The sequence below is a fragment of the Stappia albiluteola genome, assembly GCF_014050225.1.
Lineage (GTDB): Bacteria > Pseudomonadota > Alphaproteobacteria > Rhizobiales > Stappiaceae > Hongsoonwoonella > Hongsoonwoonella albiluteola.
In genome coordinates this window covers 198,578-218,499 of record NZ_JACFXV010000048.1, presented here as the reverse complement: position 1 = coordinate 218,499, position 19,922 = coordinate 198,578, and the positions used below count along the sequence as shown (strand labels likewise).

The following is a 19,922-nucleotide window of genomic DNA, read 5'->3' as shown; positions in this document are numbered from 1 at the left end:
TGTTTCAGATGGATCGGTCGGTCGCCGCACCTGCCGTTCGCGGCGGCGTTTTCGCCCTGTGGCGAAGCGATATCCGGCCGACCCTTGCCCTCGGCCTGCCGATCGCGGGCGCGCAGCTGGCCCAGATGGCGATCAATACCACGGACGTGGTGATGGTCGGCTGGCTGGGAGCCGTCGAACTTGCGGCGATGGTGCTTGCCTTCAATCTCTATATCCTGTTCTGGCTTTTCGGAATGGGCATCATCCAGGCCGTCATCCCGCTGGCGGCCAAGGCCCGCGGCGAGCGCCAGCCGCGGGAGCTTCGCCGTGCCGTGCGCATGGGCTTCTGGGTGGTCGCCGCCTACACGCTGCCTGTCATGGTCGCGTTGTGGCACACGGAGGCGATCCTTCTGGCGCTCGGCCAGAAGCCGGAGCTGGCAAGCCTCGCCTCCTCCTATATGCGGGTAATGATGTTCTCCTTCGGCCCGTCGCTCATGCAGATGGCGATCCGCAACTTCGTCACGGTGCTCGAAAAGGCGCAGGTGGTTCTGTGGGCGACGGTCGCCGGGGCGCTGGTCAATGCCGCGCTCGACTACCTGCTGATCTTCGGCCATTTCGGCGCGCCGAGGCTTGGGATGGTCGGAGCCGGCATCGCGTCGGTGGCGACGTCGCTTTCCACGCTGCTGATACTCGTCATCTACGTGATGCGGGACCGGAAGCTGAGGCGATATGCCGTATTCGGGCGTTTGTGGCGGGCGGACTGGCCGGCCTTCCATCAGATCCTGAAGCTCGGCTGGCCGATCGGCGTCACGCTTGTGCTGGAAGTGGCGCTTTTCTCCGGCTCATCGATGATGATGGGCTGGATCGGCACCGTGCAACTGGCAGCCCACGGCATCGCGCTGCAGATCGCCTCGATCACCTTCATGGTGCCGCTCGGTATCGGCCAGGCCGGCATGATCAGGGTCGGCCTGGCGGCGGGTCAAAAGGACGACGCCGCTGTCGGCCGCGCCGGCTGGGTGTCCTTCGCCATCGCCCTTGCCTTCATGGGCTCGACGGCGCTGGCGATGTGGACGGCGCCGGAGGCCCTCGTGTCCCTGTTTCTGGATCAGCGAAACCTGCAATCGGCAGACGTGCTGGCGATCGGCAGCACGTTTCTGCTGGTCGCGGCGCTGTTCCAGATCTTCGACGGCGCTCAGGTGGTCGGCGGCAGCGTGCTGCGTGGCCTGTCCGATACGCGCGTGCCGATGGTCATCGCCATTGCCGGCTACTGGCTGTTCGGCGCGGTCCTGTCCTATGGACTGGCCTTCGTGGCAGGGCTGGGCGGCATCGGCATCTGGTGGGGCCTGGCCTCCGGCCTTGCCTTCGTCGCGCTCGCCTCGATCTATCGCTTCGGCAATCGCAGGCGCTTCGGCCTTGTCTGACCCGAAGCGGCGCGAAGCCATTCAAGGCTTGATGGGCCGCACCCGGTTGACGTGCCCCATCTTGCGGCCGGGGCGCGTCTCCGCCTTGCCGTAAAGGTGCAGCCTTGCGCCCGGATCGGCGAGGATTTCGTGCCAGCGGTCCGCGTCGAAGCCGATCAGGTTCTCCATTTCGACATCAAAGTGCCGTTCGGCAGATCCCAGGGGCCAACCGGCAATGGCGCGGATATGCTGCTCGAACTGGGAGACAAGACAGGCATCTTCCGTCCAGTGGCCGGAATTGTGCACCCTCGGCGCGATCTCGTTGACGAGGAGCCTTTCGGCGCCCGCTTCGCGCAGCAGGAACATCTCCACGCCCATGACACCGACATAGCCGAGCTTTTCCGCAATGGTCTCGGCGATCTGGCGCGCTTCGGCGGCCGTCCTGCCGCCGATGGCCGCCGGTACGGTCGAAGTCTTCAGGATGTGGTGTTCATGCCGGTTTTCGGCGACGTCATAGGCGCGCGCCATGCCGTCCAGGCCGCGCGCCACGATTACCGAAACCTCGCGCTCGAAGGATATGAGGCCTTCCAGGATTGCCGGCACGCTGCCGAGACGCTCATAGGCGCCATCCGCATCGGCACGCGAGCGGATCATCAGCTGACCCTTGCCGTCATAGCCGAAGCGCCGCGTCTTCAGCACGCCCCGGCCGCCGAATTCGGCAAGCGCTTCATCGAGGTCGGCGGTGCTGTCGACGGCCCTGAAGGGGGCGACAGGAATTCCGGCCCCGGCGAGAAAGGTCTTTTCCGTCAGCCGATCCTGGGAAACGTTCAGTGCATAGGGACCGGGCCTGACCGGCCTGAGTGCGGCAAGCACTTCCGCGGTGCGCGCCGGCACGTTTTCGAACTCGTAGGTGATCACGTCGGCGGTTTGAGCGAATGCCGCGAGCGCGGCCTCGTCCTCATAGGCGGCGACGATCGTCTTCGCGGCAACGTCGAAGGCAGGGCTGGCGGGATCGGGACAAAAGACGTGGACATTGAGGCCCAGGCGCGCGGCGGCAAGCGCAAGCATCCGGCCAAGCTGTCCGCCCCCGAGAATGCCGACGGTGTCGCCGGGTTTCATCGCGTAGTCCGGCATGGAGCTCATGCTTCGTCCACCGGGCGTTCGGCCACGGATTCCGATTGACGGGCGCGCCAGGCGTCCAGCCGCTCGCTCAGCGCGGGATCCTGCAGCGCAAGCACGGCAGCGGCGAGCAGGGCCGCATTCACCGCACCCGCCCGGCCGATTGCCAATGTGCCGACCGGGATGCCCGCCGGCATCTGGACGATGGAAAGCAGGCTGTCTTCGCCCTTGAGCGTCCTGGATTCCACCGGCACGCCGAAAACCGGGAGCGGCGTCATCGCCGCCGTCATGCCCGGCAGGTGAGCGGCTCCCCCGGCTCCCGCGATAATGACCTTGAAGCCACTTGCCTTGGCGGATTTGGCGAAGTCGTAAAGGCGGTCGGGCGTGCGATGGGCGGAAACGATCCTGTCGTCGTGGGTAATTCCGAGCGCGTCCAGCGTTTCGGCCGCGTGCCGCATGGTGGCCCAGTCGGACTGGCTGCCCATGATGATTGCCACCGCCGGCTTCCGATCGCTCATTCCCGCCTCGCTCCCTTGCTCTGTCCAAGGCGAAGTGCCATCCGCAAGAGCGGCGGATTATAGGAAGGATGCTGCATTGCGCAAGGGAAGATACAAGGGCCGCAGCCCTTGCGTCCGCAGGCGACTTGTCAGGCGATGATATCGGGAAGAAGCCGGTCTTCCAGGATCGCGATCCTGTCCTTCAGAGACAGCTTTTTCTTTTTCAAACGCTGCAACTGGAGGGCATCGCAGCGGCCCGTTTCGGTCATGGCCGCAATTGCGGTATCAAGATCCCGGTGTTCCTGACGAAGCTTTGCAAGTTCTATTCTCAGAGCTTTCTCGTCTTCTTCGCCCGTCATCTAACCACCCCGCCGGAAACCTCCGATCATTCCGGCGGCACCCTTGTTGGATAGTTTGCCCGCCGAAATGTCGATGGCGCGGACGCTCCCGCAGTAGGCGCAAAAATACCCCTTCCGCTCGCCCGGCCACATTTTCGGCCATCATACTCTGCAGGATTGAAGAGCGGTAGGGGTTGGCACGTTTCGCCGACCGTCGAGGGCAAATCGGCCGCCCCGCTATTTTGCGGAAGGCGTCCGTTGCATGTCATTCGCGGTCCGTCTGCCGGCAGTCACGCCGCGAGCGGAGACCTCGCGATTTTGTGACCACCGGGGGCTGACGGACGACCCGCCGCGACAAAATGGGAGCCAGCATTTATTCGACAGCGAAGGGAGTTCTGTGCGAAACTCTCCCCGTTAACGGCGGATAACGACAAGGAGGTCCAATCCATGTCTATTGAGTCTCATCTGAGCGAACTCGAGCGACGTCATCAGGACCTGGAGCGCAAGCTTCGGGAACTCATGCATCATCCCAGCGTGGATTCGCTCGAGCTTTCTGACCTGAAGCGACAAAAGTTGTTGGTCAAGGATGAGATTGCCCGCTTGAAATCGTCGGAGACCTTGCACTGACGTTCAAGGCACGGCGCCGCGCGTTCGGCGCGGGTGAAAGTCAAAAGGGCCGCGGCGAAAGCTGCGGCCTTTTTGCTTGGAGGGGGATGGCGAAAAGTGTAGGCGGTTCCATATTGCCAAATCCGATTCAGATTTGGCGGGATATGCTCTAGACGGATTTGGCCATTTCGCGCAGCTGGTATTTCTGGATCTTGCCCGTGGAGGTTTTCGGCAGTTCCGTGAAGACGACGTGCCGGGGAACCTTGTAGCGGGCGAGATGCTCCCGGCAGAATTCTATCACTGCGTCCGCGTCGAGACTTGCGCCCGGCTTGAGTTCGACGAAGGCGCAGGGCGTCTCGCCCCATTTCTCGTCCGGCCGCGCCACTACCGCCGCAGCCTGGATTGCCGGGTGCTTGAACAGCACGTCCTCCACCTCGATCGACGAGATATTCTCGCCACCCGAGATGATGACGTCCTTCGAACGGTCCTTGAGCTGGATGTAGCCATCCGGATGAAGCACGCCAAGGTCGCCTGAATGGAACCAGCCGCCGGCAAAAGCCTCGTCCGTCGCCTGCTTGTTCTTCAGATATCCCTTCATCACCACGTTGCCGCGGAACATCACCTCGCCCATCGTCTCGCCGTCGGCGGGGACGCGCGACATGGTCGCCGGGTCCATCACGGTGAGGTCGTCGAGGGCAATGTAGCGCACACCCTGGCGCGCCTTCTTGCGGGCCTGTTCGCTGGAGGGCAGGCCGTCCCACTCGCCCTTCCATTCGTTGACCACCGCCGGTCCGTATGTCTCCGTCAGCCCGTAAAGATGAGTGACGTTGAAGCCGGCGTCCTTCATGGCGGCGAGCACGGATTCGGGAGGAGGAGCGGCCGCGGTGAAGAACTCGACGACGCGGCCCTCGAGATCGCGCTTTTCGGCATCCGGCGTGTTCAGGATCGTCGACATGACGATCGGTGCGCCGCAAAGATGCGTCACGCCTTCATCGGCAAGCGCATCCCAGATCGGCTTCTGGCGGACCCAGCGCAGACATACATGGGTGCCGGCGACGACCGACAGCGACCAGGGAAAGCACCAGCCGTTGCAATGGAACATCGGCAGCGTCCACAGATAGACCGGGTGCTTGGACATCGATGTGGTGACGACATTGGCCTGGGCGAGCAGATAGGCACCGCGATGGTGATAGACGACGCCCTTGGGGTTGCCCGTCGTGCCGGACGTGTAGTTCAGCGAAATCGCGTCCCACTCGTCGGCGGGAAGCTTCCAGTCGAAATGAGGATCGCCCTCGGCAATCAGCGCCTCATACTCCATGGCGCCGAGCATCTCGCCGTCCTGCGGGAACTCCGGATCGTCATAGTCGACGACGAACGGCTTCACTTTCGCCAGCGCCAGCGCTTCCTTCATCACGGGGGCGAATTCCCGATCCGTGATGAGGAACTTGCAGTCGGCGTGATCGAGCTGGAAAGCGAGGATCGCGGCATCGAGACGCGTGTTGAGCGTATGCAGCACGCCGCCGGCCATCGGCACGCCGTAATGCGCTTCAAGCATCGGCGGCGTGTTGGACAGCATCACGCTGACAGTGTCGTTCTTCGAGATCCCGCGCCTGGCGAGCGCTGAGGCAAGCCGGCGCGACCGGGCATAGAAATCCCGGTAGCTGGTGCGGCTCGTCCCATGCACGATCGCTGCACGGTCCGGAAAGATGCCTGCGGTGCGGGCAAGGAAAGACAGGGGCGAAAGCGGCGCATAATTGGCGGCGTTGCGGTCGAGATCGCGCGCGAAGGGGCTATCGGCGGCGGACATTGAATTGCTCCTCCCAATTCTTGTCTGTTCGCAACATGAAAGCGCGAAACCGGTTTGCGTTCAATGCTTTTTTGCAGTGCAACATAATTTCGCGGCTTACAGGCTATCCGCCGCTCGTTTTGCTGCTTCCGGCCATAGCGGAACCGCTTCAGCCGAACGCCCGCAGGCCGTCCCAGATGAGCTTGAAGGAGATGACCAGAACCATGGCGTAGGTGATGCGGTAGAAGGTTTCGGGATTGATGATGCGCACCAGCTTGACGCCGGCGAGGGTGGCGAGCGGCGCCAGCGGCAGCAACATGGCCGAGGTCGCCAGATTGGTCGCGTCGAACTGGCCGAGAAGGAAATAGGGCACGAGTTTCACGGCGTTGACGGCGGAAAAGAAGATCACCGCCGTTCCCGCGAACAGGGTGGGAGCCAGGCGCAGCGGCAGCATGTACATCTGGAAGGGCGGCCCGCCGGTGTGGCTGACGAAGCTGGTGAAGCCGGCGACCATGCCCCAGAACCGGCCGAGCCACGGCCTGTGCGGCCTTGCTTCCGTTCGCCGGGCCGAGCCGAGATAATAATTCAGGGCAAAGAGAAGCGCGACGATGCCGACGATCAGCCGGACATGGCTTTCCGTGACGATTGCCGCCGTGAGATACCCGATCGCAATGCCCGCGAGGGCAGCCGGCAGAAGGATTGCCAGGCTTCTTTTGTCGAAGGTGCCGCGATAGGCGATCAACCCCACCATGTCCATGCAGACGAGGATCGGCAGGAGAATGCCGGCCGCCTGAACGGGCGAGATCGCAAGGCTCATCAAGGGAACGCCGAGCAGCGCGATGGCGCCGCCGAAACCGCCCTTGGACAGTCCGACGATAAGCACCGCCGGAACGGCCAGCGCATAGAAGAGAGGATCGGAAATCGGGGTCATCAGCGGCGAAGGTTTCGAGAGGGACAGGGAATTTCTAGCAGGCCCCTGCCGCAGGGCAATCGCAATCGGGTTTCCCGGCGGGACGGATGAACTCGTGAAAGCGCACTGCCACACCCTACCAATGTCTTACGGAACATTCCCAATCGCCCAATATCTAGGCCGCGCCCGCTTGCATTAGGCTTGCAGCCTGTCGCACTCTCCGCGTGACGGCCGCGGGCCGGGCGGGGAGGCCCATGCCCGCGGCAAGGACGATCCAAGGGAGGATTCGGCGTCATGGCTAGCCGGTACGCGGAAGTCTATGCGGAGTGGCGAAACGATCCGGAAGCATTCTGGGCGAAGGCGGCCGAGGAGATCGACTGGATCAAGCCCTGGGACAAGGTCTTCGATCCCGAAGCCGGCGGCTATGGCCGCTGGTTTACGGGGGCTGAATGCAACACCTGCTACAATTGCCTGGACCGGCATGTGGAGCGGGACCGGCCCGGCCAGCCGGCGCTGATCTACGACAGCCCGATCACGGGCCGCAAGGCGACCTACACCTACGAAGATCTGCTCGAACACGTGAATGCAATGGCGGCAATCCTCCGCGATTTCGGCGTGGAGAAGGGCGACCGCGTGATCATCTACATGCCGATGATCCCCGAAGCGGTGATGGCGATGCTGGCCTGCGCGCGGCTCGGCGCGATCCACTCCGTGGTTTTCGGCGGCTTTGCGGCGCGCGAACTCGCGACCCGCATCGACGATGCCAAGCCGAAGGCGATCGTTTCCGCATCCTGCGGCATCGAGCCGGGCCGTGTCGTCGCCTACAAGCCCCTGCTCGACGAAGCCATCGACCTGAGCAGCCACAAGCCGTCCACCTGCCTGGTGGTGCAGCGCCAGGAAGCGGCGGCGAGCCTGGTTGCCGGGCGCGACCACGATCTCGGCAAGCTGATGGAAGAGGCGATCGCCGCAGGACGCGAGGTCGACTGCGTGCCCGTCAAGGCGACCGACCCGCTCTATATTCTTTATACGTCGGGCACCACGGGACAGCCCAAGGGCGTGGTGCGCGACAATGGCGGCCATATGGTCGCGCTCAAATGGACGATGAAAAACCACTACGGCGTCGATCCGGGCGAGGTCTTCTGGGCCGCCTCCGACGTCGGCTGGGTGGTCGGGCATTCCTACATCGTCTATGCGCCCCTTCTGCATGGCGCGACGACCATCATCTTTGAAGGAAAGCCGGTCGGCACGCCCGATGCCGGTGTCTTCTGGCGCGTCATTTCCGAGCATGGGGTGGTGAGCCTCTTTACCGCGCCGACAGCCTTCCGCGCGATCAAGAAGGAAGACCCCGACGGCAAGCTCATCGGCGAATATGATCTTGGCAGCTTCCGCTCGCTCTTTCTCGCCGGCGAGCGCGCCGACCCGGATACGATCCGCTGGGCGGAAGACAAGCTCGACGTGCCGGTCATCGATCACTGGTGGCAGACGGAGACGGGCTGGGCGATCGTCGGCAATCCGCTGGGGCTCGGCATGCTGCCGGTGAAGCCGGGCTCGCCCACCGTGCCGATGCCTGGATACGACGTCCGCGTTCTCGACGATGCCGGCCATCCGGTGCCGGTCGGCTCGCTCGGCAATGTGGTGGTGAAGCTGCCTTTGCCGCCGGGCTGCCTGCCGACGCTGTGGAACGCGGAAGACCGCTTCCGGGAGAGCTACCTCAGCGAGTTTCCCGGCTACTACAAGACCGCGGATGCCGGGCTCATGGATGAAGACGGCTATCTCTTCATCATGGCAAGGACCGACGACATCATCAATGTCGCGGGCCATCGCCTGTCGACCGGCGGCATGGAGGAGGTGCTTGCCGGCCACAAGGACGTCGCCGAATGCGCGGTCATCGGCATCGCCGACGCGTTGAAGGGGCAGATCCCCTGCGGTTTCGTGGTGCTGAAATCCGGCGTGACCCGGTCGCATGCGGAGATCGAGAAGGAACTGGTCGGACTCGTTCGCGAGAAGATCGGCCCCGTCGCGGCGTTCAAGCTCGCGATCACGGTGGACCGCCTGCCCAAGACCCGCTCGGGCAAGATCCTGCGGGCGACGATGCGCCAGATCGCCGACGGAGAGGATGTGCGCATCCCGGCGACGATCGACGACCCGGCAATCCTCGATGAAATCGGGGCAGCGCTGCGCGAGCACGGCATCGGCGGCTGAAGCCGGCCGTAACCGACCTCGGCCCTGGGGGAAGGCTCATCCCTTTTCCCATGTGCGGCGATGCTTTATGGTCCGCGCGAAAGGCGATGATCGCCTGCCTTCCCGCCGCGACGGCGAGGAGAGGCTGTATCAACGAGGTTTCGCGTGTCCCTGCAGAACAAGGTCGCAATCATTACCGGCGGAGCCAGCGGGATCGGCTTTGCGATAGCGCGCCGGTTTGTATCCGATGGCGCCAAAGTGGTGATTGCCGATATCGACGACGGGCGGGGCGAGGAAGCCGAGAAGGAACTGAAGGACATCGGGGAGGCGGTCTACGTCACTTGCGACGTGGCCGAGAAGCTCGATGTGCGCAACCTCGTCGCCAGCGCCCTCGATGCTTTCGGCGACGTCGATATCCTGGTCAACAACGCCGGGATCGTGGCAGGTGCGGACCTTCTCGAGCTCGACGAGGCCGATTTCGACCGCGTGCTGGCGGTGAACCTGAAGGGCGCCTTTCTTTGCCTGCAGGCGGTGGCGCGTCATCTGGTCGATCGGGTGAAGGCGGGCGGCGAGCCTGGCACCATCATCAACATCTCATCGATCAACGCGGTTCTCGCGATTGCCGACCAGGTGCCCTATTCGATCTCCAAGGGCGGCGTGAACCAGTTGACCAGGGTCAGCGCGCTTGCGCTTGCGCCCTATGGCATTCGCGTCAACGCCATCGGTCCGGGTTCCATCTCGACGGATATGCTGGCGACCGTGCTGGAAGACGAGCAGGCCCGCGACAAGGTCCTCTCGCGCACTCCGCTGGGCAGGGTGGGCGAACCGAGGGAAATTGCCGCCGTTGCCGCGTTCCTCGCCTCGGACGGTGCAAGCTACGTGACGGGCCAGACGATCTATGCCGATGGCGGCCGCCTGCCCCTCAACTATTTCGCCAAGGAAGCCGATTGACGTCAGACGCCCCGCTTATTCGGCGGCGGCATCCTCGCGCCCGTTACCAAAGGCCTGGGCGCCATATTCGAACTGCAACCGGGCGAGCTTCGCATAGATGCCGCCTTGAGCGACGAGTTCGTCATGGCGGCCGGTTTCGACGATGCGGCCCTGGTCCATGACGATGATCCGGTCCGCCTTGAGCACCGTCGCGAGGCGATGGGCGATGACAAGCGTGGTGCGTCCCTCCATCAGCCTTTCGAGGGCGGCCTGCACCAGCTTCTCGCTTTCGGCATCCAGCGCGCTCGTTGCCTCGTCGAGCAGCAGCACCGGAGCGTCCTTGAGAATGGCGCGGGCTATGGCAATGCGCTGGCGCTGACCGCCGGAGAGCGTGACGCCGCGTTCGCCGATCATGGTGTCGTAGCCCTGGCTCATCGCCGAAATGAAGTCGTCGGCAAGGGCTGCCTGTGCGGCCTCGCGGATCTCCTCATTGCTTGCGCCCGGCTTGCCGTAGGCGATGTTTTCCGCCGCGCTTGCGCCGAAAACCACCGTGTCCTGCGGCACCAGCGCGATCTGGCGGCGGATATCCTTCGGATCGCAGTCGCGAAGGTCCAGTCCGTCGATCCGCACGCTTCCGGATGTGGGATCGTAGAAGCGCATCAGCAGATGGAAGAGCGTCGATTTGCCGGCGCCAGACGGGCCGACGATGGCTATCGTCTCGCCCGGCCTCACCTGAAGCGACAGATCATGCAGCACCGGGACTTCATGGCCGCTTTGATAGGTGAAGGACACGGCCTCGAAATCCACGGCGCCCGAAAGGCGGGCGGGCAGTTTGCGCGGCTCGGCGGGAGCGGCGATCTGCGGGCGGATTGCGAGAATTTCGGCAAGGCGTTCGGCGGCGCCGGCGGCGAGCGAGATTTCGCCCCACACCTGGCTCAATTCGCCAAGCGCCCCGGCGGCAAAGATCGAATAGAGCAGGAACTGGCCGAGTTCGCCGGCGGTCGTGCGGCCGGTGAAGACGTCGCTTGCGCCGATCCAGAGCACGGCGACGACGCTGGAGGAAATGACGAAGATCGCGAAGGCGGTCAGCAATGCGCGGGCACGGATGGCGGTCTGCGCGGCGCCGAAGGCTGCTTCGACGGCTCCCGAGAAGCGCCGGCTGGCGAAAGCTTCGTTGGTGAAGGCCTGGAGCGTGCGGATCGCGCCGATAGCCTCGGACGCATAGGCGGACGCATCGGCGAGGGTGTCCTGCGCCAGGCGCGATTTGCGCCGGACGGAGCGGCCGAAGGCGATCAACGGCAGGACTATGATGGGGATGGCGCCGAGCACGACCAGCGACAGCCGCGGGCTCGATACGACCATCATCGTCGACGCGCCAAGGAACATCACCAGATTGCGCATGGCGATGGATGCGCTGGCGCCGACGGCCGACTTGACCTGCGTCGTGTCCGCCGTCAGCCGGGATACCATCTCCCCGGACTTCGCCTTGTCGAAGAAGGCGGGCGAGAGCATCGTCAGATGGGAGAAGACGTCGGCGCGCAGATCGGCGACGATGCGTTCGCCGAGCGTCGTCACCAGATAGTAGCGCAGCGCGCTGAAGCCGGCGAGGCCGGCCACCACCAGGATCAAGACCGCGAAGTAGCTGTTGATCAGCGCCGCATTGTCGCTGGCAAAGCCATTGTCGATCATCCGCCGGATGGCGACAGGCAGGATCAGGGTTGCGCAGGCCGCGCCGACGAGGGCAAAGAGCGCGGCAGCGACGCGCCCCTTGTAGCGGGCGAGATAGGGCACCAGGGCGGCAAGCGGGCGGATCGATCGGCTCTGCCGGCCGTCCCCGGCATTTTCCTGGTTGGCTGCGATGCTGGCGCTGGTCTTGCGGGCCAAGGCGATGCTGCGTCCTTTATTGTGAGGGGGCGAATTTGCTTCGCACCCTGGCCTGTCCGGGTTGCCGATTGAATAGCAGAATAAGTCCGGAAAGAAAGCTGCGGCAATTTGCGGCCTTTGTCAGGTCGCAGTTGGCGGTCTGGCCCTTGTCTTGAAAGGCGGTCTGAGGTATGGAGGCTCGCTAGCGGAGCGAATTTGACATTTGAGTCCCGATTGCAGCGAGGCTCGCGCTCAAATGTCAAATTCAAAAGCTCCACTACAAACATTATTTCCTAGTGGTCCTTTTGATCCCGACATTTGCTCAGGCGAGTGCTGCTAAGGGAGGCAAATGTCGGTATCGGATCACTAGAGGGTTTCGGGCCGCGTCTTTGGACGAAAGATGGCGGCCCTTGTTGTTGGAGCGTTGCCCTGCGGGCGAGCCGGACCGGCGAATGAGCTCCGCAAAGAACACCGCAGAGGCATCGGAAAGGACTGGCCATGAAGAAAGACATCCATCCCGACTATCACACGATCAAGGTCGTGATGACGGACGGCAGCGAATTCTTTACCCGCTCCACCTACGGCGCGGAAGGCGACACGCTGAACCTCGATATCGACCCGCGCACCCATCCGGCCTGGACCGGCGGTGACCGTCAGCTCGTCGATCGTGGCGGCCGCGTGTCCCGCTTCAAGAACAAGTATGCGGGCTTCCTCGGCTCTTAAGACCGAGCGAAAGCGAAGGTCCAATAAAAAACCCGGCCTGTCGGCCGGGTTTTTTATTGCTCGCGGATATGGCGGCCCGGCTTCGCGTGCCATGCGACCTCAATTGAGGTCGCGGGCGCCGAATGCCGCGTGCAGACGTTCCATATGGTGGGACAGAGGATGCACCTGCGGTGCGGCGACCGGCTCGCTGTCGGCGTGCTCGTGTATCATGCGATCAATATGCACGATCCGCTCCTGCAGGCGGAGCGATCGTTCGATCAGGTCCTGCAATCGGCGCGGCAGCTCATCCCAGCCCATACCGTTGCGGCTTGTGGACAGCTTGTCCAGGCGGACCTTGTTTTTCTCGCTTCCGGCCTGTTCGGCGGTCATCTCGCCTTCGTTGACCGCACGCTGCAGAAGAAGCCAGGAGGCAAGCTGCATCAGCCGCGTCGTCAGGCGCATGGATTCAGTGGCGTAGGTGAGGGAGGCCGAGCGCGGCAGCGACTTGGATTCCTGCCGGCCGTCGCCGTCCAGATAGGCGGCGGTCTCCTCCACGAGGCTCATTCCTTCCCGGTAGAGGGCCGAAAACATCTCGGAATTCGCCAGGCGGTCGACGAAGGAAATCGTACGGGTCGCCGCGCTTTGTGTGATGAAGTCCGTCATCTTGGCCGAATTACCTTCCCCTGGGCACGTGTCCTCCGTGACCGCCCCAAAAATGCATTTTTCCGATCGCGTGCCAGGCCCAGTCCCCGGCGCCTCGATCTCATGCGGAAACATGTGCCGTTTCGGATCAGCGGTCGTGTGTCAACCGGAGCCTCGCAAACCCCATGCCAAAACCCGCCGCCATGGAATGGCGACCCCTTTTGGATACACGCTCGGAGAAGATAAAAAAAGAGCCGCGACAAGCGCGGCTCGAAGTCATTAACAGGGAGGCGTCAAACAGAGTGGACAGGAGCCACTCGAAATCCAGATGACTGGATGTCTTTCGTTATAAATTGGAAAGCTTAATAATTGGTAAATGATTAAAATTTTAATGTTCCGTTTGGGGACAGTTCGCCGTCATATCTGTCGTGATTGGGCAATTCCTTAATTTCTTTAGGTAATTTATTGAGGCCTATTTCCGGAACAGGGCGTCGGCGGCGGCGCGAACGCTGCTTCGACCGTCCCGCTCTTTGGTGACGCGTTCGATTTCTTGCGCCAGCAAGACAAGGCGTTCCGAAAGCTCGTCCACGGAAAGACGAGACAGATCGTCTCCGATTGCGACAGGTGCGGCCGCAGGCTTGACCGGCAATTCATCGTCCCTGGATGCCATGAAATTTCTCCCCTTTGCCAGACGGGAATTGTCCCCGCTATCCTGCGCCATTGCCGAACCCTTGAGAAGGGATCGGCTCGAAGACGACGGCCGCGCGCCCTATACCACCCTTGTCAGACTCTCCTTGTCCAGGACTTCCCGCCATGACCGAATTGCCGCGTTTCATGACTGCCATCGTTGCGAAAGCTCCGGGAGGGCCGGATGTGCTGGCGAGCGAAGAGCGGCCTGTTCCGGCGCCCGGCGAGGGCGAGGTGCTGATCAAGGTTGCGGCGGCCGGCGTGAACCGCCCGGACGTGCTGCAGCGGCAGGGGCACTATCCGCCGCCTCCCGGAGCCTCCGATATTCTCGGTCTTGAAGTCTCCGGTACCGTCGCGGCGCTGGGACGGGGCGTTACGGATCTGGCGCTCGGGAAAGCGGTCGCCGCGCTCGTGCCCGGCGGCGGTTATGCCGAATATTGCGCCGTTCACGCCTCCAATACCCTGCCAATTCCGCACGGGCTGTCGATGGTCGAGGCTGCGGCCCTTCCGGAGACGTTCTTTACGGTCTGGAGCAACGTGTTCGACCGGGTCGGGCTGAAATCCGGCGAGCGCTTTCTCGTTCATGGCGGCACGTCCGGTATCGGGACGACGGCGATCCAGCTTGCCAGGGCTTTCGGAGCGGAGGTCTTCACCACTGTCGGTTCGGACGAGAAAGTGGAAGCCGTGAAGGCGCTCGGCGCCGATCACGCGATCAACTACAACAGGCAGGATTTCGTCGCGGAGTTCCTGAAGATCACCGACAAGGCCGGCATCGATGTCATTCTCGATATGGTCGGAGGCGACTATGTGGAGCGAAACTGGACGGTGGCGGCCGTCGAAGGACGGATCTGCCAGATCGCCAACCTCAACGGCGTGGCCGAGCAGGTGAATTTCAACCGCCTGATGGTCAAGCGGCTCGTCCATACCGGCTCCACCCTTCGGGCGCGGGATGTGGCTTTCAAGGCCGCCATCGCGCGGAATCTCAAGGACAGGGTCTGGCCGTTGATCGAGGCCGGCAAGGTGAAGCCCGTGATGGATTCGACCTTCCCTCTGGCGAATGCGGCGGAGGCCCATGCGAGGATGGAAAGCTCCGGCCATATCGGGAAGATCGTCCTGACGGTTTGAAGGACAAATGACCGAGGTTCGGTGGAGCGAAGGTTTGATTTATCGCGCGCAAATGCTTATAAGGCAGCAACTCCCTTCATCGTGATAGGACGTTGCTCTCTGCCTGGCATTCGCGCAAGCGGGCCCAAGACCGGCAGAGCACACAGGAGGATTTTATCGATGGCGAACACGCCGCTTATGCCGAAGGCGACCGCCGTCTGGCTGGTCGACAATACTTCGCTCAGCTTCGATCAGATCGCAGCCTTCTGCAAACTGCACCCGCTCGAGGTCAAGGCGATCGCCGATGGAGACGCGGCCCAGGGCATCAAGGGCCTTGATCCGATCATTACGGGTCAGCTCTCGCGCGAGGAGATCGAACGGGCGCAGCGCGATCCCATTTATCGTCTGAAGGTCCAGGAGCCGAAGACGCGCGTGCCGGAAACGAAGCGCCGCGGGCCCCGCTACACGCCGGTTTCCCGTCGCCAGGACCGCCCGAACGCGATCCTCTGGCTCGTGCGCAACCATCCTGAACTCAAGGATGCGCAGATCATGCGTCTTGTCGGCACCACCAAGCCGACGATCGAGGCAATCCGCGAGCGCACCCACTGGAATTCCGCAAGCCTGACGCCGTCCGACCCGGTGACGCTCGGCCTGTGCAGCCAGATCGAGCTCGACATGGAAGTGGAGAAGGCAGCGAAATACGCGCCGCCCCGCGCCGAAGGCGAGCCGGGCAGCGAGACCCTGCTGCCGGTCGAGGAGACGACCAACGAGGACGCGATGGCCGCAGCCTTTGCCCGTCCGGCGCCGAAGCAGCAGCCCGAGGACGAGGAGATCGATGCCGACGCGGTCTTCGCCAAGCTCAATTCGCTGAAAGGGCGCCCCGTCGACGAAGACGACGAGGACTGAGCCTGCAGGCATTGCGAATATTGGAAAGGCCGCCGGAGCTTCCGTGCGGCCTTTTTCTTTGACCGGAAATCAGACGCAGCCGGCTTCCTTGACAACCCGCCTCGTCGAGGCCGGATACTTCAAGAGCTTTTCCGCCGGGCGTACCGGCCGCGTCGTGAAATTGCCGCCGCAATTCGGGCAGCGCCCCTTGAGCACGCCTTCCACGCAATCCCGGCAGAACGTGCATTCGAAAGTGCAGATCATCGCGTCTTCCGCGTCCGGCGGGAGATCGCGGTCGCAGCATTCGCAGCTTGGCCTCAGTTCGAGCATGACGATATCCTCCTTGCCGCAAGACTGCGTCAAGGCGATCGCCCGATAAAGGGCCAGTCGAAGAGGAATTCGTCGTGCCGGATATCCGGCCGCGAAAATCAACGTCCGGTCAGCGTTCGGTCAACTTCAACTCGATGCGGCGGTTGCGCGCCAGCGCCTCGTCGGTGTCGCCTTCGTCGAGCGGCTGGAACTCGCCGAAGCCGGCCGCCACCAGACGCTTGGGATCGACGCCCTGATCGATGAGGAAGCGGACGACCGAAATGGCGCGGGCCGCCGACAGATCCCAGTTGCTGCGGAACCGCCCCGTACCGGAAAGCGGGCGATTGTCCGTATGGCCGTCGACGCGCAGCACCCAGTTGATTTCCGGCGGGATCTGGCCGCTCAGCTCCTTGATGGCATCGGCAAGCTTCGTCATCTCAAGCTCGCCCTGCGGATTGATCTCGTCGGAGCCGGACGGGAAGAGCACTTCGGACTGGAAGACGAAACGGTCCCCCACGACGCGGATATCGGAACGCTGCGACAGAATCTCGCGCAGCCGGCCGAAGAAGTCGGAGCGATAGCGGGACAGTTCCTGCACGCGCTGCGCCAAAGCGACGTTCAGCCGCTTGCCGAGATCGGCGATCTTGGCCTGGCTGTCCTGATCGCGCTTTTCCGACGCCTCGAGAGCGGCCTCCAGCGCTCCGATCTGGCGGCGGAGGGCGGAAATCTGCTGATTGAGCAACTCGACCTGCGCGAGCGCACGGTCGGAGATCTGCTTCTGGTCGTCCAGCTGCCCTTCCAGGAGGGCGATCTGGCCGCCGGCCTGCGATGCCGTGTCGGTGGAGGACGAAAGAAGGCCTTGCAGGCGGTCGCGTTCCGCCGTCGCGTCGCCGAGATTGGCCTGAAGGGCCGCGATCGTATCCTGCAGGTCGCGTTTGCCGGCGCGTTCCAGCGCCAGCAGTTCGGTCAGTTCGCTGATCTGGGCGTTGAGGCGGTTCAGCACCGTGTCGCGGCCGGACAGCTGCTGGCTCAGGAAGAACTGCGCCAGCATGAAGATCGACAGCAGGAAGATGATGACCAGAAGCAGCGTCGCCATGGCGTCGACGAAGCCCGGCCAGAAATCCGTCCTCGTGTCGCGTCTGCGGAGGCGTGTGCCGGCCATCGCGCGCTATTCCTTGGCCCGTTCGAAGGCGTCCGTCAGCGTCTTCAGCAGCACTTCGATGCGCTTCTGCTGCGCGGCCTGATCCTCCGCCCATTCGCGCATCATCTGCTGTTCGGTGCGCACATGCTGGACGAGGCCCTGAATGCCTTCCGCCAGGTTGGCCATGGCCAGGCTGGACGTTCGCGATCCCCCGCCGGCGCTGCCGGCCGACTCCTGAACCGCGCGGCGGAGCTGATCGATGGCGACCTGCAGGCTCGTCGTGTTCTGGCCGGCGACGTCCTCCGGCTCGATATCGGTGACGGTGGAAAGCCAGTCTTCCAGTTCGTTGTAGAAGCGGTTCTGCGCCTGTCCCGACTGGAGGTCGAGGAAGCCGAGGATCAGCGATCCGGTAAGGCCGAAGAGCGACGACGAAAACGCCGTTCCCATGCCCGACAGCGGGGCCTCGAGGCCGGCTTTCAGATCCTCGAAGATCACGTTGGCGTCGCCCGAGCCGACATCGAGTGACTGGATCGTGGCGCCGACGGCGCTGACCGTCTGCAGCAGGCCCCAGAAAGTGCCGAGCAGCCCGAGAAAGACGAGAAGGCCCGTGAGGTAGCGCGCCATTTCGCGCGCCTCGTCCAGGCGGGTGCTGATGGAATCGAGGATCGAGCGCATGGTGGCGTGCGAGAGCGTCATCTCGCCCACCTTGTTGCCGAGCAGCGTCGCCATCGGCGCCAGCAGCACCGGCGGCCGCCGCACCTCCAGGCCGGGATCGCCGATGCGGAAACCGTTGACCCAGCCGACTTCCGGGAACAGCCTGAGAACCTGCCGGAACGTGAGCAGGATGCCGATCACGCCGACCCCGATGATGAGGCCGTTCAACCCGGGATTGCTGACGAAGGCTGCGGTGATTTGTCTGAAAAGGATCAGGCTGATCAGGGCGGCAATGACCAGGAAGATGATCATCCGCCACAGGTAGACCCAGGGGCTGGACAGGCTGTAGGGATCGAAATCTCGTGCCATGCGCTTGGTGCCGGTGTCCCTCTTTGCTGTGGGTCCTTGATAGCGTGATTTTCCCGCCGCTGGAAACCCGAAATAGAGGGCGGCAGGCGTTAATCACCGGCCACCGGCTACCTCAAGCGGAAGTGAAGATCGGATCAGCGTGGCGAACGCAGGCGCCGGAAAGCTGTTTTCCCGGCGCATCGCGAGGTCAATGAAAGGCTCGGGATCAGCCGCGCGCCTTGACCAGAAGCTGGCGAAGCTGCGCCTGGATCTTCTCGTTGCCGGCCACGATCGAGCGCTTCTCGAACATCTTGTCGCCGCCGTCGAGATCCGTGACGAAGCCGCCTGCCTCGCGCACCATCAGCAGGCCGGCAGCGGTGTCCCAGGGCGCAAGGCCGTGTTCCCAATAGGCGTCGAGCCGGCCGGACGCCGTCCAGGCAAGGTCGAGGGCGGCGGCGCCGCAGCGGCGAATGCCGGCGACCTCGCCCATGACATGGCGCATTTCCACCAAGCAGCGGGCATGGTCGCCCTTGCCCAGGAACGGAATTCCGGTGCCGATCACGCAGTCGGGAAGGGCGGCCCTGCCGGCGACCCGCAACCGGCGATCGTTGAGAAACGCACCGCCCCCGCGCTCGGCCGTGTAAAGCTCGTCCATTGCCGGGTTGAAGATCACGCCGGCCACGATCTGCCCCTGTCGCTCAAGCGCGATGGATACCGCGAAGATCGGAATGCCATGCAGGAAATTGGTGGTGCCGTCGAGCGGATCGACGATCCAGCGATGCTGCGGATCGCTGCCTTCGATCGTGCCGCTTTCCTCCATCAGCAGGCCGTAGCCAGGGCGCGCCTTCTGCAGTTCCTCGCGCACGATCTTCTCCGCGCGATGGTCGGCGGCGGAAACGAAGTCGCTCGGCCCCTTGCGCGAAACCTGGAGGTTCTCCACCTCGCCGAAATCGCGGGCGAGGCTGCGGCCGGCCTTCATGGCGGCCTGGACCATAACGTTGAGAAGGGCGGAACGCGCCATCGGAAAAGCCTGCTCTTTTCAAGAACCAATCGCCGTGACGGCCACGCCGATTGTCCCAAGCGGGAAATCAAATACGAAATGTCGGACGGACGCGGGCCCGGCACCGAGCCCGTTCCTGCAATGGCCTTAGTCGGCGCGGCGGACGTATTCGACCGCCTCGGTGTCGACGATGATTTTTTCGCCGGCGGTGATGAAGGGCGGCACGAGCACGCGAACGCCGTTCTCAAGCAGGGCGGGCTTGTAGGAAGACGACTGCGTCTGGCCTTTCACCACGGCGTCCGCCTCGGTGATTTGCAGCGTAACGAACTGCGGCAGCGTGATGCCGATCGGCTTATCCTCGTGCAGTTCCACCGTCACCATCATGCCGTCCTGCAGGAAAGCGGCACGCTCGCCGACGAACTCGGACTGCAGCTCGAGCTGCTCGTAGGTCTCCGTGTCCATGAAGATCAGCATGTCTTCCTGGGTGTAGAGATACTGGAAGTCCTTCTGTTCCAGGCGGACGCGCTCGACCTTGTCTTCCGAACGGAACCGCTCGTTGAGCTTGCGTCCGTCGAGCAGGTTCTTCATCTCGACCTGGGCGAAGGCGCCGCCCTTGCCGGGCTTCACGTGCTGGACCTTGACGACGGCCCACAGCGTGTCCTGATGCTGCAGCACGTTGCCGGGCTTGATTTCGTTACCGTTGATCTTCATGTGCGGGACCGTTCGTTCGTCAGGAAAGAAATTCCGGATTGATCTGGAATGCGGGCGCCTCGATTTTCCGGCCGCGCAGGGATAGGCGTGTCGGCAGGCATGGGCGCGGCTCGCGCGCGGCCTGTCCAAC

20 protein-coding genes are annotated in these 19,922 nt (G+C 63.5%); 7 read left to right on the top strand and 13 right to left on the bottom strand.

Features of this window, described 5'->3' with window-relative positions:
* Positions 1-8: 8 nt before the first annotated feature.
* Positions 9-1,400, top strand: a complete 1,392-nt coding sequence (locus H2509_RS09205) for an MATE family efflux transporter (RefSeq protein ID WP_182164554.1) — start codon at positions 9-11, stop codon at positions 1,398-1,400.
* Positions 1,401-1,421: 21 nt separating this feature from the next.
* Here the strand turns inward: H2509_RS09205 and H2509_RS09200 are convergent, their stop codons facing one another.
* From H2509_RS09200 to H2509_RS09190, 3 genes are all read right to left on the bottom strand, one after another.
* Entirely contained in the window at positions 1,422-2,513 is a 1,092-nt protein-coding gene (locus tag H2509_RS09200) for a 5-(carboxyamino)imidazole ribonucleotide synthase (RefSeq protein ID WP_209001895.1), read from the bottom strand.
* A gap of 5 nt (positions 2,514-2,518) precedes the next feature.
* Positions 2,519-3,016, bottom strand: a complete 498-nt coding sequence (gene purE, locus H2509_RS09195) for a 5-(carboxyamino)imidazole ribonucleotide mutase (protein ID WP_182164550.1) — start codon at positions 3,014-3,016, stop codon at positions 2,519-2,521.
* A gap of 128 nt (positions 3,017-3,144) precedes the next feature.
* A complete protein-coding gene (locus tag H2509_RS09190; RefSeq protein ID WP_182164548.1) occupies positions 3,145-3,354 on the bottom strand; it encodes a YdcH family protein in 210 nt (69 codons plus the stop codon).
* Between the two features lie 426 nt (positions 3,355-3,780).
* Here H2509_RS09190 and H2509_RS09185 point away from each other — a divergent pair, with 426 nt between their 5' ends.
* Positions 3,781-3,960 carry a YdcH family protein gene (locus H2509_RS09185; RefSeq protein ID WP_182164546.1) on the top strand — a complete coding sequence of 60 codons (180 nt, stop codon included), beginning with the start codon at positions 3,781-3,783 and terminating at the stop codon, positions 3,958-3,960.
* A gap of 148 nt (positions 3,961-4,108) precedes the next feature.
* Here the strand turns inward: H2509_RS09185 and H2509_RS09180 are convergent, their stop codons facing one another.
* Together H2509_RS09180 and H2509_RS09175 are read right to left on the bottom strand one after the other, a co-directional pair.
* Positions 4,109-5,746, bottom strand: a complete 1,638-nt coding sequence (locus H2509_RS09180) for an acyl-CoA synthetase (RefSeq protein ID WP_182164544.1) — start codon at positions 5,744-5,746, stop codon at positions 4,109-4,111.
* A gap of 148 nt (positions 5,747-5,894) precedes the next feature.
* Positions 5,895-6,656, bottom strand: coding sequence for a sulfite exporter TauE/SafE family protein (locus H2509_RS09175; protein ID WP_182164542.1), 762 nt, complete (start codon positions 6,654-6,656; stop codon positions 5,895-5,897).
* A gap of 273 nt (positions 6,657-6,929) precedes the next feature.
* Here H2509_RS09175 and H2509_RS09170 point away from each other — a divergent pair, with 273 nt between their 5' ends.
* Both H2509_RS09170 and H2509_RS09165 read left to right on the top strand, forming a co-directional pair.
* Positions 6,930-8,837, top strand: a complete 1,908-nt coding sequence (locus H2509_RS09170; RefSeq protein WP_182164540.1) for a propionyl-CoA synthetase — start codon at positions 6,930-6,932, stop codon at positions 8,835-8,837.
* A 144-nt stretch (positions 8,838-8,981) separates the two neighbouring features.
* A complete protein-coding gene (locus tag H2509_RS09165) occupies positions 8,982-9,767 on the top strand; it encodes an SDR family NAD(P)-dependent oxidoreductase (RefSeq protein WP_182164538.1) in 786 nt (261 codons plus the stop codon).
* 15 nt (positions 9,768-9,782) lie between these two features.
* On the opposite strand, the gene H2509_RS09160 is transcribed toward H2509_RS09165, so the two are convergent.
* A complete protein-coding gene (locus H2509_RS09160; protein WP_209001885.1) occupies positions 9,783-11,630 on the bottom strand; it encodes an ABC transporter transmembrane domain-containing protein in 1,848 nt (615 codons plus the stop codon).
* 477 nt (positions 11,631-12,107) lie between these two features.
* Between H2509_RS09160 and rpmE the strand changes: the two genes are divergently transcribed.
* A complete protein-coding gene (rpmE, locus tag H2509_RS09155; protein ID WP_182164536.1) occupies positions 12,108-12,332 on the top strand; it encodes a 50S ribosomal protein L31 in 225 nt (74 codons plus the stop codon).
* A gap of 99 nt (positions 12,333-12,431) precedes the next feature.
* Here the strand turns inward: rpmE and rcdA are convergent, their stop codons facing one another.
* Both rcdA and H2509_RS09145 read right to left on the bottom strand, forming a co-directional pair.
* Complete coding sequence (gene rcdA, locus H2509_RS09150; RefSeq protein ID WP_182164534.1) at positions 12,432-12,974, bottom strand: protease adaptor protein RcdA; 543 nt, start codon at positions 12,972-12,974, stop codon at positions 12,432-12,434.
* Between the two features lie 451 nt (positions 12,975-13,425).
* On the bottom strand, positions 13,426-13,623 hold the full coding sequence (locus H2509_RS09145) for a DUF1192 domain-containing protein (protein WP_182164532.1): 198 nt from the start codon (positions 13,621-13,623) through the stop codon (positions 13,426-13,428).
* Positions 13,624-13,766: 143 nt separating this feature from the next.
* Between H2509_RS09145 and H2509_RS09140 the strand changes: the two genes are divergently transcribed.
* A complete protein-coding gene (locus H2509_RS09140) occupies positions 13,767-14,765 on the top strand; it encodes an NAD(P)H-quinone oxidoreductase (RefSeq protein WP_182164530.1) in 999 nt (332 codons plus the stop codon).
* A 159-nt stretch (positions 14,766-14,924) separates the two neighbouring features.
* Positions 14,925-15,650 carry a DUF1013 domain-containing protein gene (locus H2509_RS09135; protein WP_182164528.1) on the top strand — a complete coding sequence of 242 codons (726 nt, stop codon included), beginning with the start codon at positions 14,925-14,927 and terminating at the stop codon, positions 15,648-15,650.
* Positions 15,651-15,719: 69 nt separating this feature from the next.
* Here H2509_RS09135 and H2509_RS09130 read toward each other — a convergent pair whose 3' ends face one another.
* From H2509_RS09130 to efp, 5 genes are all read right to left on the bottom strand, one after another.
* The gene (locus H2509_RS09130; RefSeq protein ID WP_182164526.1) at positions 15,720-15,959 is read right to left on the bottom strand and encodes a DUF1272 domain-containing protein; all 240 of its coding nucleotides are present in this window, start codon (positions 15,957-15,959) and stop codon (positions 15,720-15,722) included.
* A gap of 109 nt (positions 15,960-16,068) precedes the next feature.
* Positions 16,069-17,100 (bottom strand): peptidoglycan -binding protein, encoded by a 1,032-nt coding sequence (locus H2509_RS09125; RefSeq protein ID WP_182164524.1) that lies wholly within the window; start codon positions 17,098-17,100, stop codon positions 16,069-16,071.
* 6 nt (positions 17,101-17,106) lie between these two features.
* The gene (locus H2509_RS09120) at positions 17,107-18,102 is read right to left on the bottom strand and encodes a flagellar motor protein MotA (RefSeq protein WP_182164522.1); all 996 of its coding nucleotides are present in this window, start codon (positions 18,100-18,102) and stop codon (positions 17,107-17,109) included.
* Positions 18,103-18,307: 205 nt separating this feature from the next.
* Positions 18,308-19,102 carry an inositol monophosphatase family protein gene (locus tag H2509_RS09115; RefSeq protein ID WP_182164520.1) on the bottom strand — a complete coding sequence of 265 codons (795 nt, stop codon included), beginning with the start codon at positions 19,100-19,102 and terminating at the stop codon, positions 18,308-18,310.
* 126 nt (positions 19,103-19,228) lie between these two features.
* Positions 19,229-19,792: an elongation factor P gene (efp, locus tag H2509_RS09110; protein ID WP_182164518.1), complete on the bottom strand. Its 564-nt coding sequence runs from the start codon at positions 19,790-19,792 to the stop codon at positions 19,229-19,231.
* Positions 19,793-19,922: the final 130 nt, after the last annotated feature.

Bases quoted from the DNA above. Each gene is read 5' to 3' on its own strand.
- H2509_RS09205 (WP_182164554.1), top strand. From the start codon at position 9: ATGGATCGGTCGGTCGCCGCACCTGCCGTTCGCGGCGGCGTTTTCGCC.
- H2509_RS09200 (WP_209001895.1), bottom strand. From the start codon at position 2,513: ATGCCGGACTACGCGATGAAACCCGGCGACACCGTCGGCATTCTCGGG.
- purE (WP_182164550.1), bottom strand. From the start codon at position 3,016: ATGAGCGATCGGAAGCCGGCGGTGGCAATCATCATGGGCAGCCAGTCC.
- H2509_RS09190 (WP_182164548.1), bottom strand. From the start codon at position 3,354: ATGACGGGCGAAGAAGACGAGAAAGCTCTGAGAATAGAACTTGCAAAG.
- H2509_RS09185 (WP_182164546.1), top strand. From the start codon at position 3,781: ATGTCTATTGAGTCTCATCTGAGCGAACTCGAGCGACGTCATCAGGAC.
- H2509_RS09180 (WP_182164544.1), bottom strand. From the start codon at position 5,746: ATGTCCGCCGCCGATAGCCCCTTCGCGCGCGATCTCGACCGCAACGCC.
- H2509_RS09175 (WP_182164542.1), bottom strand. From the start codon at position 6,656: ATGACCCCGATTTCCGATCCTCTCTTCTATGCGCTGGCCGTTCCGGCG.
- H2509_RS09170 (WP_182164540.1), top strand. From the start codon at position 6,930: ATGGCTAGCCGGTACGCGGAAGTCTATGCGGAGTGGCGAAACGATCCG.
- rpmE (WP_182164536.1), top strand. From the start codon at position 12,108: ATGAAGAAAGACATCCATCCCGACTATCACACGATCAAGGTCGTGATG.
- rcdA (WP_182164534.1), bottom strand. From the start codon at position 12,974: ATGACGGACTTCATCACACAAAGCGCGGCGACCCGTACGATTTCCTTC.
- H2509_RS09145 (WP_182164532.1), bottom strand. From the start codon at position 13,623: ATGGCATCCAGGGACGATGAATTGCCGGTCAAGCCTGCGGCCGCACCT.
- H2509_RS09140 (WP_182164530.1), top strand. From the start codon at position 13,767: ATGACCGAATTGCCGCGTTTCATGACTGCCATCGTTGCGAAAGCTCCG.
- H2509_RS09135 (WP_182164528.1), top strand. From the start codon at position 14,925: ATGGCGAACACGCCGCTTATGCCGAAGGCGACCGCCGTCTGGCTGGTC.
- H2509_RS09130 (WP_182164526.1), bottom strand. From the start codon at position 15,959: ATGCTCGAACTGAGGCCAAGCTGCGAATGCTGCGACCGCGATCTCCCG.
- H2509_RS09125 (WP_182164524.1), bottom strand. From the start codon at position 17,100: ATGGCCGGCACACGCCTCCGCAGACGCGACACGAGGACGGATTTCTGG.
- H2509_RS09120 (WP_182164522.1), bottom strand. From the start codon at position 18,102: ATGGCACGAGATTTCGATCCCTACAGCCTGTCCAGCCCCTGGGTCTAC.
- H2509_RS09115 (WP_182164520.1), bottom strand. From the start codon at position 19,102: ATGGCGCGTTCCGCCCTTCTCAACGTTATGGTCCAGGCCGCCATGAAG.
- efp (WP_182164518.1), bottom strand. From the start codon at position 19,792: ATGAAGATCAACGGTAACGAAATCAAGCCCGGCAACGTGCTGCAGCAT.